This window comes from Acutalibacter sp. LFL-21 (assembly GCF_025630755.1).
Lineage (GTDB): Bacteria > Bacillota > Clostridia > Oscillospirales > Acutalibacteraceae > Acutalibacter > Acutalibacter stercoravium.
Window position 1 is genome coordinate 203455 of the sequence record NZ_JAOTNT010000004.1, and the last position, 12683, is coordinate 216137.

Here is a 12683-nt window from a genome sequence, read left to right on the forward strand (position 1 = left end):
CGCAAGGGCGGAAGTTCTGCGCGGCCACGCGCCTTTAAACCACTACGCAGGGCATTACGCTGTCTCGATGGAGGCGGCCTTCTGCAGCTTCAGCATCTCTACGGCGTCTTCCCGCATTTTGTATTTCAAAATCTTGCCCGCGGCGTTCATGGGGAACTCTTTGACAAAGGTGACGTACCGGGGCACCTTGTGCTTGGCCATGTGGTCCCGCACATAGGTCTTGATCTCCTCTTCCGAAGAGGTCTCCCCCTCCTTCAGGATGACCACGGCCATGATCTCCTCGCCGTACTGCTCGTCGGGCACGCCGATGACCTGCACGTCCCGGACCTTGGGATGGGTGTAGATGAAGTCCTCGATCTCCTTGGGGTAGATGTTCTCGCCGCCCCGGATAATCATGTCCTTGATGCGGCCGGTGATCTTGAAGTTACCCTCGGGGGTGCGGCGGGCCAAGTCGCCGGTGTGGAGCCAGCCGTCCTGGTCGATGGCGGCGGCGGTGGCCTCAGGCATCTTGTAGTAGCCCTTCATGATGTTGTAGCCCCGGGCACAGAACTCGCCGTCCACCTCGTCGGGCAGGTCCTCGCCGGTCTCCGGGTCCACGATCTTGCACTCCACGCCGAACATGGCGCCGCCCACGGTGTTGACCCGCACATCCAAAGAGTCAGTGGTCTTGGACATGGTGCAGCCAGGGGAGGCTTCCGTCTGGCCATAGGTAATGCAGATCTCCGGCATGTGCATCTTCTCCACCACGTCCTGCATCACCTTCACCGGGCAGGGAGACCCAGCCATGATGCCCGTGCGCATGTGGGAGAAGTCGGTCTTTTCAAAATCCGGGTGTTCCAGCATGGCGATGAACATGGTGGGCACCCCGTGGAAAGCGGTGATCTTTTCCTGGTTGATGCAGTGCAGGCCCTTCCGGGGGGAGAACGCGGTGATGGGACACATGGTGGTGCCGTGGGTCATGGCGGCGGTCATGGCCAGCACCATGCCGAAGCAGTGGAACATGGGCACCTGGATCATCAGCTTGTCGGCGGTGGAGAGGTCCATGCAGTCGCCGATGGCCTTGCCGTTGTTCACCACGTTGTAGTGGGTGAGCATGACCCCCTTGGGGAAGCCCGTGGTGCCGGAGGTGTACTGCATGTTGCACACGTCGTCCCGGCGGATCTGGCGGCGGCGGTTCTCCACCTCTGTGGGGGGCACGGAGTCGCCCAGGCCCATGGCGTGCTCCCAGGTGTAGCAGCCCTTCTGGCGGCTGTCGATGGTGATGACATTGCGCAGCACCGGCAGCCGCTTGGAGTGGAGCTTGCCGGGCAGGCTGTCCTGGAGCTCGGGGCACAGCTCTTGGATGATGCCCACATAGTCCGAATCCTTGAAGCCGTCGATCATCACCAGGGTGTGGGTGTCGGACTGGCGCAGCAGGTACTCGGCCTCGTGGATCTTATAGGCGGTGTTCACCGTCACCAGCACCGCGCCGATTTTGGTGGTGGCCCAGAAGGTGATGTACCACTGGGGCACGTTGGTGGCCCAAATAGCCACATGGTCCCCCTTCTTCACCCCCATGGCGATGAGGGCCCGGGCAAACTGGTCCACGTCGTCCCGGAACTCCGAATAGGTGCGGGTGTAATCCAGCTCGGTGTACTTAAAGCAGGGCTGGTCGGGGAACTCCTTGACCATGCGGTCCAGCACATCGGGGAAGGTGGCGTCGATGAGGGTCTCCTTGGGCCAGACATACTTGCCTGTATGGCTGTGATTGTCCTGCAGCTCCCCTTCCTTCATGGAGAGGGTGGCGAAATAGTCGTGCATATAGTTGGCAAACTGGGGGAACACCACGCCGGCGTCGGAGAGCTCCTGGGCCCAGCGCTTCACCCATTCCAGGGAGATGTACCCGTCATAGCCGATATCCACCAGGGCGTCCAGCATCTGGGGGATGGGCAGGTCGCCCTCGCCCATCATGCGGTACTGGGGACGGCCTTCCACCATAACGCTGTCCTTGACATGGACATATTTGATAAGGCTGCCCAAATGGGCCACGGTCTCTTTGGGGGACTCCCCGGCGTAGCGGTAGGGGTGGTGCATGTCCCACAGGGCCGCCACAGAGGGCATGTTCACCTTATCCAGCAGGGCGCGCAGGCGCTTGGTGTCGGCGTACACGCCGTTGGTCTCCACCAGCAGGCACACGCCGAAGCCCTGGGCGATGGTGCCCAGCAGCTTTAGCGCCTCTGCCACAAAGGCGTCATCCACCTCTCCCTCGGGCTGGGGGTAGCGGTCGCCCAGCACCCGGATGTAGGGGGTGCCCAGCTTCTTGGCCAGCACGATGTACTGGGTGATCTCGGAGATATTCTTATCAAAGTCCTCTTTATATTTCAGGCCGCAGCCAGAGGCCAGGCAGGGGATCTCCAGTCCTAGGGACCGCAGCTTTTCTAAAGTCTTAGGCAGTCGCTCGTCCGTAAAGGGGCGGGCGTTAACAGCGAAAATGTCCTCTCCCAGGCCGCGGATCTCAATGCCGCCAAAGCCCAGGTCTTTCGCCATGGAGTAGATGTCCACCCAGGAGTAATCTGGGCAGGCCAGAGTTGAAAAACTGATCTTCATGGAGAATCCACCTCTTCTTTTTTAGTGTATACCTGCCTATTATAGTACGAACCCCCTGCGCTAGGCAAGGGGTCCGGTGCAATTTTCTTCGCTTATTCCTGCATTTTTCTGCAAAAAGGCCTTATTTCCGGTGGGTGCGTCCGATGTCCTTACGGTACATAGCGCCCTCGAAGGAGATGGCCTCCACCCCGGCGTAAGCCCGGGAAAGGGCCTGTTCCAGGGTGTCTCCCAGGGCGGTGACGCCCAGCACCCGGCCGCCGTTTGTCAGGAACTTGCCGTCCTCCAGCTTGGTGCCGGCGTGGTACACGGTGACGCCTTCGGCCTGGCCGTTTGCATCCAGCCCGTGGATCTCAATGCCCTTGGGGTAGCTGCCGGGGTAGCCGCCGCTGGCCATCACCACGCAGGCGCAGGCCCGCTCATCCCACTGAATATCCACTTCCGCCAGGCGCTCCTGGGCCACGGCCTGGACAATCTGGGCGAAATCCGTCTTCAAGCGGGGCAGCACCACCTGGGTTTCCGGGTCGCCGAAACGGGAGTTGTACTCGATGACCTTGGGGCCTTCCGGGGTGAGCATCAGGCCAAAGTACAGGCAGCCCTTAAAGGGGCGTCCCTCGGCGCTCATGGCCTGCACGGTGGGCAGGAAGATGGTCTCCATGCACTGCTGGGCCACTTCATCGGTGTAGAAGGGGTTGGGGCTGATGGTACCCATGCCGCCGGTATTGGGGCCCTTGTCCCCGTCGTAGGCGCGCTTGTGGTCCATGGAGGACACCATGGGCTTGAGGGTCTTGCCGTCGGTGAAGGCCAGCACGGACACCTCCGGGCCGGTGAGGAATTCCTCCACCACTACATGGGCGCCGCTTTCCCCGAAAATCTTGTCCTCCATGATGGAGTGCAGGGCAGCCTTGGCCTCCTCCTCATTCTGGGCGATGATGACCCCCTTGCCCAGGGCCAGGCCGTCGGCCTTGATAACAGCAGGGTACTTTCCCTGAGCTCTGATGTACTCCAGGGCGGCGGCGGGGTCGGCAAAGACCTCATACCCCGCGGTGGGGATGCGGTACTTCTTCATCAGGTTTTTGGAAAACACCTTGCTGGCCTCGATCTGGGCGGCGGCGGCGTTGGGCCCAAAGCAGGGGATGCCCGCGGCCTCGATAAAGTCCACCATGCCCGCGGCCAGAGGGTCGTCCGGGGCCACGAACACCAAATCCACCTGTTTCTCCTTAGCCAGGGCCAGCATGCCCTCCTTGTCCATGGCGTTCACGGGAAGGCACTCCGCATCCCGGCTGATGCCCCCGTTGCCCGGGGCGCAGTACAGGGCCTCTACCAGGGGGCTCTCCTTCAGCTTGCGGACGATAGCGTGCTCCCGCCCGCCGCTGCCGATCACTAATATCTTCATTGGGTCTCATCCTTTCTCCATTACAACAGATGCCACACAGCCGTCAAGGTGGGGCAGGCAAAGTCCGCGCCCCCGTCCTTCCCGTGAACCTGAATGGTGCGCCAGCCAGCGGCCTTGGCGCCGGCCAGCTCCTGGGAATCGCCGCTGACCAGCCAAATCATGCCGGGAAAATGGGCGGCAAGCTCCGCCCGGCGGTACAAGCCCTCCCCGTGGTTTCCTGCCAGCTCCACCCGGCCGGAAACCACCCGGCCAGGGAAGAAGCGCTCCAGGTGCAGCTTGGGCAGCAGCTCTGTCAGGCGGGGGAAGCTCTCCGCCAGCATGTAGTTCTGATAGCCCTTATAGGCGCACAGGGCCAAGGTGGCGGCAGCGTCGGGATAGACACGGTACTGGCCGGGGTCCAACGGGTTGGGAGACGGGGCGCCGGGCTCCGCCAAGGTGCCCAGGAACCCCCAAAAAATCGCCTTGCGCATGGGCTTCGCCCCCTTCCTCCTGTAGGCTCAGTGGTGGAACAGCCGGATGCCCGTGAAGGCCATAGCGATGCCGTACTTATCGCAGGTCTCGATGACGTTGTCGTCCCGGATGGAGCCGCCGGGCTGGGCGATGAACTCCACGCCGGACTTGTGGGCCCGCTCGATGTTGTCCCCAAAGGGGAAGAAGGCATCACTGCCCAGGGCCACGCCGGTCATGCCGGAGAGCCACTCCCGGCGCTCCTCCCGGGTGAACTCCTCGGGTTTCTGGGTGAAGAACTGCTGCCAGGCGCCGTCCCGGAGCACATCCATGCACTCGTCGCCGATGTAGACGTCGATCGTGTTGTCCCGGTCAGCCCGGCGGATGCCCGGCTTAAAGGGCAGGTTCAGCACTTTGGGGCACTGGCGCAGGTACCAGTTGTCGGCCTTGTTGCCCGCCAGGCGGGTGCAGTGGACGCGGCTCTGCTGGCCGGCCCCCACGCCGATGGCTTGGCCGTTTTTCACATAGCACACAGAGTTGGACTGGGTGTACTTCAGGGTGATGAGAGAGACAATCAAATCCCGCTTGGCCTCGGGGGTGAGAGTCTTGTTCTGGGTGGGCAGGTTTTGCAGCAGGCTTTCGTCGATTTTCAGCTCATTGCGGCCCTGCTCGAAGGTGACGCCGAACACGTCCTTGTGCTCGATGGGGGCGGGCTTGTACTCGGGGTCAATCTGCACCACATTGTAGCCGCCCTTGCGCTTCTCCTTCAGGATGGCCAGGGCCTCGTCGGTGTAGCCGGGGGCGATGACGCCGTCGGACACCTCCCGCTTTAAGAGCAGGGCAGTCTCCTTGTCGCACACGTCGGAGAGGGCGGCCCAGTCCCCGTAGGAGGACATGCGGTCGGCGCCCCGGGCGGCGGCGTAGGCGGAAGCTAAGGGGGAGAGCTCCAGATCGTCCACAAAGTAGATTCTCTTTAAGGTATCGGACAGGGGCACATACACCGCCGCCCCCGCGGGACTGACGTGCTTAAAGCTGGCGGCGGCGGGCAGGCCGGTGGCCTCTTTCAGCTCCTTCACCAGCTGCCAGCTGTTCAACGCGTCCAGAAAGTTGATATACCCGGGCTTGCCGTTCAAAACGGTGACGGGCAGCTCCGCGCCATCCTTCATAAAGATGCGGGAGGGCTTTTGATTGGGGTTGCAGCCGTACTTCAGGGCCAATTCGTTTGCCATGTTCCTCTCATCCTTTCCGAAAAATCACTGGTTCTTATTGACGATGCGGGTCTCCGCTTTACCGGTCTCCAGGTTGATAAAGCGGGTGAACAGAGAGACCTTGTTGTCTTCGTTTAAGTTCTCCCACAGGCTGGCGGTGAAGGCGTCGATATCCCCTTCGATGGAGACAGGGGTGGGCTCCCCTTCGTAGGAGGGGATGGGGTCGCCGTCCTGCTTATAGGTGTGGATAAAGTGGCCCAGGCCCGGCTGGCCCGGGTACTCGAAGGTCTGGCGCAGGCAGCCGGTACCGGCCTCGTCGGCGGCCTTGAGGATAGACAGCTTATAGCTGCCGTCGGGGCTTAAAAGCCCGGAGATGCGGGGGGTCCAGTTGGGGCCGTCGGGCTCGAATTCCCGGGTGCGCAGGGCCTGCTCGAAGGGGAGGCCCTTTTCCAGAAAGTCCCGGATGGTGTCGGTCTGGTCGCCGTTGGTGATGATAAGCCCCCGGCCCATCTGCCGCACCGGGTGGTAGATGATGAGGCTGGGGTCCTCCATTTTGGCGGGGTCGGCGGCTTCGGTGCGGATGCCGTCGGGCTCCTCCACAAAGACGCGGTTGCGGCTGTTGACGCTGCGGCCCATGATGAAGTAGGCGATGACGGCGTTTTTCCCATCGGCGCTCTGGCCGATGACGATGCCCCGGCCGGGGTAGCTGTTGCCCGCCAGGTCCTGCTTGATATCCACTGGTTTCATGGTGATGCTCCTCTCTAAAAATGAGCTGTTTCTTCCGAAATGTGCAACGCTGAAGGCGCGCGGGTGGTCCCGCAGAACAGGCCTCCTTCTTGCCTGCGGCAAGGGCGGGTCCCTCCACACAAGTTGGGTAGAGACAAGTAAAAGTTTTGCCAGCTTTTTCAAAAGCTGTGGGGGTGCGGGGGCAAAGCCCCTGCGGCCTTTTTCGCATCAGCAAGCGCAGGAAAGATACGAAAAACATCCCAGTGGGATGTTTTTCTAAGAGTCTCCGCTTCCGCTCCGGTCGGTCCTGGACGCGTGCCACTGGCACGCAGGACCCCTCGCCGGGGGCGCTGGTGCCCAGTGGGCACCGTTCAGCGCCGACCGAGCCGGCAGGCGAGACTTCTTAACGCCGTCCTCGACGGCGGGAGACTATCTCCTATCCTGCCTGAGATCTCCCCAAAGCGTGTGAAACGAGCGGCGGGGGATCTCAACCGCCTGCCTCCGCAACCGGGCCTCGCCCTATCGCCCGTTGGGCGCATGCGGGCGCCGCCCTGCCTTTCTTTTTACGGCTGCGCCGGTTTAAGGACAAGGTCGTGGGATTTCATCCCACACCCTGACAAACTTTTTGAAAAAAGTTTGATCAAAAACTTTACTTGTCTCTCTTATTCCGCGATGTGCACCACGCCGTCCTCCACGGACAGCTTGCCCTGGCAGAACAGGGACACCGCCTGGGGCAGCAAAATCCACTCGGCTTCCTCCATCACCCGGCGCTGGAGGATCTCCGGGGTGTCCCCCTCCTTTACCTCCACCGCCTTTTGCAGGATGATGGGCCCGCCGTCGCAGACCTCGTTGACAAAGTGGACCGTGGCCCCGGTGACCTTGACCCCGCGGGCCAAGGCTGCCTCGTGGACATGGAGCCCATAATAGCCCTTGCCCCCAAAGGCGGGCAGCAGGGCCGGATGCACGTTGATAATGCGGTTGCGGAAGGCCTCCACAAAGTTGTCCCCGGTGATGGTGAGAAAGCCCGCCAGCACCACCAAATCCACCTGGCGCTCCTTCAGGGCGTCGATGAGGGCCTGGCTGTAGGCGTCCACGTCCGGGTAATCCTTCCGCCGCAGGGTGACGGCCTCGATGCCGGCCTTTTTCGCCCGCTCCAGGGCGTAGGCGTCCGGGCGGCTGGCGATGACCACCCGCAGCCGGCCGTTTTTGATCTGTCCGGCAGCTTGGGCGTCGATGAGCTTCTGCAGGTTGGTGCCCCCGCCGGACACCAGCACGCCGATGTTCAGCACAGCACGACCCCCTCGTCCCCTTCCACCACTTCGCCCAGGAGGACGGCTTCCTCCCCGGCGGCGGCAAAGGCGTCCAGGGCGGACTGGGCGGTCTCTTTGGAGACGGCCACGCACAGCCCAATGCCCATGTTGAAGGTGTTGAACATGTCCCGCTCCGGGATATCCCCGGCCTTCTGGATGAGCTGGAAGATGGGCAGCACCGGCACCTTAGCCTTTTCCACTTTGGCGGTGAGGCCCGGCTTCATCATGCGGGGGATGTTCTCGTAGAACCCGCCGCCGGTGATGTGGGAGACCGCCTTGATATCCGCAGCTTCCATGGCCGCCAGCAGGGGCTTGACGTAAATGCGGGTAGGGGTGAGCAGGGTCTCCCCCAGGGTGGCGCCCAACTCGTCGTAGTAGGTGTTTACAATGGCCTGGTCCTGGGCGAACATTTTGGCCACAGAGGCGGTCAAGTTCATGGCGGCTCCCACCAGGCCGTCACCGCCCACGTTAGGCATATCCATGGCGCCGATGCCAAAGACCTTGCGCACCAAGGAGAACCCGTTGGAGTGCACGCCGGAGGACTTCACACCCAACAGCACGTCCCCGGCCTGCAGGTGGGAGCCGTCCACAATCTTCTTCTTGTCCACAATGCCCACGGTGAAGCCCGCCAGATCGTAATCGTCGGGAGCCATCATGCCGGGGTGTTCGGCGGTCTCCCCGCCGATGAGGGCGCAGCCGGACTGAACGCAGCCTTCCGCCACGCCGGCTACGATCTGGGCGATCTTCTCCGGAAAGTTCTTCCCACAGGCGATGTAGTCCAAAAAGAACAGGGGCTTAGCGCCGCAGCACACCACGTCGTTGACGCACATGGCCACGGCGTCGATACCGATGGTGTCGTGCTTATCCAGCAGCATGGCGATTTTCAGCTTGGTGCCCACACCGTCGGTGCCGGAGACCAGCACCGGCTCCTCCATGCCGGAAAGGTCCGGAGCGAACAGGCCGCCGAACCCGCCGATGCCGGAGACCACGCCGGGAATGACCGTGCGCTTGACGTGCTGCTTCATCAGCTCTACCGATTGATACCCGGCGGTCACGTCCACGCCCGCGGCTTTATAGCTGTCGCTGTAACTGTTCAGATGGCCGGTTTCCGATGCGGCCAGCTTGTTTTCCTCGGTCATAGGGAAAATCCTCCTTCTCTTTTGTCGGAAAGGCGCCTTACAGGGCCCAGTTCCCGTTGGTGAATACCGGCACGGCGCGGCCGTCCCGGGTGTAGCCGGTGATGTTCAGTGTCTCACAGCCGATCATAAAATCCACATGGATGATAGAATCGTTGATGCCCTTGGCTTTCAGCTCCTCACCGCTCATGGTGTCAAAACCGGGGATAACCTCATTAAAGCCGCGGCCCAGGGCCACATGGCAGGCGGCGTTTTCATCAAACAGGGTGTTGTAATACAGAATGCCCTGCTGGGAGATGGGGGACTCCACCGGCACCAAAGCCAGCTCGCCCAGCATGGCGGCGCCTTCGTCCATGGCCACCATGCGCTCTAACAGGGCCTGGCCCTGCTCCGCCTGGCAGGAGACCACCCGCCCGTTTGCAAAAGTGATGGAGAACTTGTCGATCAGGTTGCCCTGGTAGGACAGGGGCAAAGTGGACACCAGCGTCCCCTCGCAGCGGCCCCGCATGGGGGAGGTGAACACCTCTTCCGTGGGCATGTTGGGGTCAAAGAAGGTGCCGTCGGGCAGCGTGTCCCCGCCGCCGTGCCACTGCGCCCCTGGGATGAGCCAGCACGTAAAGTCCGTGCCGTTGGGCGCCTGGTAGTGGAGGTAGTCCAAATCCAGGGCGTTGAGCTTCTCGCAGTGAGATTTCAGCTTGGCGTCGTGGGCTTCCCACTCTGCCATGGGGTCGTTGTCCTCGGTGACGCGCACGGTCTCCAAAATGGCCTGCCACAGCTTCTCCACCGCGGCGCTGGTGCGCTCCCCGGGGAAGACCTTCTTGGCCCATTTTTTGGAGGGCACCGCGATGATGCACCACTGGTACTTGTTATCCAGGGCGTCGTGATAGGACTTGAGGGCCATGCCCCGGGCGGCGCCGGACTTCTGCATTTTCTCCACGTTGACGCCCTTGAGGCCGTCCGGGTCCGCGGAGGAAATGTGGATCATAGCGGGCAGGGTGTCCACATAATGCTGCATGCGGGCCTTTTCCCACTCTGCCACCTGGGAGAGCTGGGAAAGGCTCTCATGGCGGTACTTCAGCTTGGTGCAGGCCTGGTCCTCCCAGCGCAGCTCCACCCACTTGGCGCCGGCCCGGTAGGCCTCCTCAGCCACCATCTGGGCGAACTCGTGCTGTTCTACCTGGGCGTAGATGACACAGCCCTGGCCCTTCTTTACATTGGCCCCCCGGCGCACAGCCAGCTGGGCGTATTTGCGCAGGACCGTTTTTTTCATAAGCGTTCCCCTTTCCCGCCCCGCAGAGAAAGGGGGCGAATCCAAAGCATGTGCAGTGCCGCTTTACAGGGCGGCCACTTTCTCCTGCAGGGCGGCGTTTTTCTTGGCCACGCCCTGGGCCATTTCCTCTTTCATCTGGGCCAGCTGGGCCGCCAGCCCCTCGTCGGAGAGGGCCAGCATCTGGCAGGCCAGGATGGCGGCGTTGTCGGCCCCGTCGATGGCCACGGTGGCCACGGGAATGCCCGAGGGCATCTGCACGGTGGCAAGCAAAGCGTCCAGGCCATCCAGCGTGGAGGACTTCACCGGAATGCCGATTACCGGCAAGGTGGTATGGGCCGCCAGCACACCGGCCAGGTGGGCCGCTTTCCCCGCCGCGGCAATGATGACGCCAAAGCCGTTATCCCTGGCGGTTTTAGAGAACTCCGCCGCCGCGTCCGGCGTCCGGTGGGCAGACATGACCCGCACTTCCACCGGGATGCCAAAGCCCTTCAGCCGCTTGACGGCCGGGGCCACGGTGGGGAAGTCGCTGTCGCTGCCCATAATGACTGCTACCTTTTTGCTCATTCGTGAACTCATCCTTTCCAAAAACAAACGGGCCCCACTGCTCCGTGGTGCCATTCAGGAAAAGTATACACTGAATTTACAAAAAGCGCAAGGTTTCCACCCCCATCCCCTGAAAAAAGAAAAGGGCAGGCCCATGGCCTGTCCTCTCTTTTTGGCCCCTTATCCCAGGGGCAGCAGGGGCGCTTCCTCCTCCGGGGCGGGTTTTTCCTCTCCAAACCCCGGCAGCGGGGTGATTGGAAGGGGCTCTGGCGTGGGGGCATCCGGCCCCGGCAGCATAATGCCGGGATCTATTCTGATCTCCCCCTCCCCCACCGGGCCCTTCTGCCCCGCCGCCGGGCCGGCGCCCAGGCACAGGGGCAGGGCAAAGGCGGCGGCGCACAGCAGGACTCCCTTCCAGGCGGCACCTTTCTTTTTCACTGCACTCCCCTCCTAATTCCCGGCGCAAAGCGCGCCCATTCTCTTACAGTTTTTAGTATAGCACTAAAACTGAGCGCGATGTTTCTCTTTGAGAACGCCGGTCCAAAAAAAGAAAAGGGGAGGCGCCCGAGCGCTCTCCCCCTTCTGACAGGATTCCTCTTTTTACCCTTTTTCTGCTGGGGGGACATCGGTCATCAGCTCCTTGACAGAGGTGGCAAGGCCCGCCAGGCTCTGGATATTGGAGGGAATGATGATCTTTGTGGCTTTGCCATCGGCGGCCTTCTCAAAGGCCTCCAGGCTCTTGATGGCAATGACCCCATCCGAGGGGTTGGCTTCGTTCATCAGCTTGATGGCGTCGGCCACAGCCTTCTGCACGGTGAGCACCGCCTCAGCCTCGCCCTGAGCCTCTCGGATCTTGGTCTCCTTGATGGCCTCCGCCTTCAGCACGGCGGACTCCTTCTGGCCCTCGGCGATGAGGATGGCGCTGCGCTTTTCACCCTCGGCGTCCAGGATTTTGGCCCGGCGCTCCCGCTCGGCCTTCATCTGCTTCTCCATGGAGTCCTGGATCTCCTTGGGAGGCACAATATTCTTCAGCTCCACCCGGTTGACCTTGATGCCCCAGGCGTCGGTGGCCTCGTCCAGCACCACCCGGATTTTGGAGTTGATTACGTCCCGGGAGGTAAGGGTGTGGTCCAGCTCCATCTCGCCGATGATGTTCCGCAGGGTGGTGGCGGTCAAATTCTCAATGGCGGAAATGGGGTTCTCCACGCCGTAGGCATAGAGCTTGGGGTCTGTGATCTGGAAATAGACCACTGTGTCGATCTGCATGGTGACATTGTCCTTGGTGATGACCGGCTGGGGCGGGAAGTCGATGACCTGCTCCTTCAGGCTGACCTTTTTGGCGATCCGGTCCAAAAACGGGATCTTCACATGCAGGCCGGTGCCCCAGCTGGCATGGAAGGCGCCCAGGCGCTCCACCACAAAGGCGTGAGCCTGGGGGACGATCTTAATGTTGGCCACGATGACGGCCAGCACGAACACGATGAGCACCACCACAATAAACAGGGTGCCAAACACAGCGGGATCAAACATGTTTTACCTCTCCTTCTCCTCTTGGGCGGGGGCGGCCTCCGGCGTGACCAGCAGCTTGACCCCCTCGATGGCGTGGACCCGTACCCGGGTGCCGGCGGGGATTTTCCCCTCGGGCTGCACGGAACGGGCGGACCAGCTGTTCCCCATCACAGAGACGCGGCCCGTAGCCCGCACATTGTCAACATCTTGGGTAACCAGGCCCGCGGCCCCCACCACCCGGTCTGCGTTGGTGCGCTCCCGGCGGCGGTTCAGCAGCCGCTTAGAAAGGGGCCGGGTCAGGGCCAGGGCGATGGCGGACACCGCCAGGAACACCGCCGCCTGCAGCCACAGCTGGCCGCCCAGCAGGCTGACGATGAGGGCAGCCAGGCCCCCCGGCACAAACCACACCGAGACAAGGCTTGGCACAGCAGCCTCCACCACAGCGGCCAGGATCATAACGCCCAGCCAAAAAATGCCCATCGTGTTCATCCAAGAGCCCCCTTTCCCGGCCCCGCCCACTCCCTCGGCCATACATGCGGGGCTTTGGCTTTACTA

General features: G+C 62.2%; 12 protein-coding genes. All 12 read right to left on the minus strand.

The genetic code is table 11. The features are described 5' to 3' along the window. Positions 1–54: 54 nt before the first annotated feature. Positions 55–2586: an AMP-binding protein gene (locus tag ODJ80_RS06570; protein WP_263041429.1), complete on the minus strand. Its 2532-nt coding sequence runs from the start codon at positions 2584–2586 to the stop codon at positions 55–57. A 121-nt stretch (positions 2587–2707) separates the two neighbouring features. Beyond that, positions 2708–3979: a phosphoribosylamine--glycine ligase gene (gene purD / locus ODJ80_RS06575; RefSeq protein WP_263041430.1), complete on the minus strand. Its 1272-nt coding sequence runs from the start codon at positions 3977–3979 to the stop codon at positions 2708–2710. Between the two features lie 20 nt (positions 3980–3999). Further along, positions 4000–4449, minus strand: coding sequence for an HAD family hydrolase (locus ODJ80_RS06580; RefSeq protein ID WP_178862451.1), 450 nt, complete (start codon positions 4447–4449; stop codon positions 4000–4002). 27 nt (positions 4450–4476) lie between these two features. After that, positions 4477–5655, minus strand: a complete 1179-nt coding sequence (locus ODJ80_RS06585; RefSeq protein WP_263041431.1) for a phosphoribosylaminoimidazolecarboxamide formyltransferase — start codon at positions 5653–5655, stop codon at positions 4477–4479. 24 nt (positions 5656–5679) lie between these two features. Then, on the minus strand, positions 5680–6381 hold the full coding sequence (locus ODJ80_RS06590; RefSeq protein WP_263041432.1) for an IMP cyclohydrolase: 702 nt from the start codon (positions 6379–6381) through the stop codon (positions 5680–5682). A gap of 641 nt (positions 6382–7022) precedes the next feature. After that, entirely contained in the window at positions 7023–7649 is a 627-nt protein-coding gene (purN, locus tag ODJ80_RS06595) for a phosphoribosylglycinamide formyltransferase (RefSeq protein ID WP_263041433.1), read from the minus strand. Then, a complete protein-coding gene (gene purM, locus ODJ80_RS06600) occupies positions 7643–8809 on the minus strand; it encodes a phosphoribosylformylglycinamidine cyclo-ligase (protein ID WP_263041434.1) in 1167 nt (388 codons plus the stop codon). Before purM ends, purN begins: the two co-directional genes overlap by 7 nt. 37 nt (positions 8810–8846) lie before the next feature. Continuing rightward, on the minus strand, positions 8847–10076 hold the full coding sequence (locus tag ODJ80_RS06605) for an aminopeptidase (RefSeq protein WP_263041435.1): 1230 nt from the start codon (positions 10074–10076) through the stop codon (positions 8847–8849). Positions 10077–10139: 63 nt separating this feature from the next. Further along, on the minus strand, positions 10140–10640 hold the full coding sequence (purE, locus tag ODJ80_RS06610; protein WP_263041436.1) for a 5-(carboxyamino)imidazole ribonucleotide mutase: 501 nt from the start codon (positions 10638–10640) through the stop codon (positions 10140–10142). Between the two features lie 159 nt (positions 10641–10799). Continuing rightward, the gene (locus ODJ80_RS06615; protein ID WP_263041437.1) at positions 10800–11057 is read right to left on the minus strand and encodes a hypothetical protein; all 258 of its coding nucleotides are present in this window, start codon (positions 11055–11057) and stop codon (positions 10800–10802) included. Positions 11058–11219: 162 nt separating this feature from the next. After that, positions 11220–12149: an SPFH domain-containing protein gene (locus tag ODJ80_RS06620; RefSeq protein ID WP_263041438.1), complete on the minus strand. Its 930-nt coding sequence runs from the start codon at positions 12147–12149 to the stop codon at positions 11220–11222. 3 nt (positions 12150–12152) lie between these two features. Beyond that, positions 12153–12617 carry an NfeD family protein gene (locus ODJ80_RS06625; protein ID WP_263041439.1) on the minus strand — a complete coding sequence of 155 codons (465 nt, stop codon included), beginning with the start codon at positions 12615–12617 and terminating at the stop codon, positions 12153–12155. Between the last annotated feature and the right edge of the window lie 66 nt (positions 12618–12683).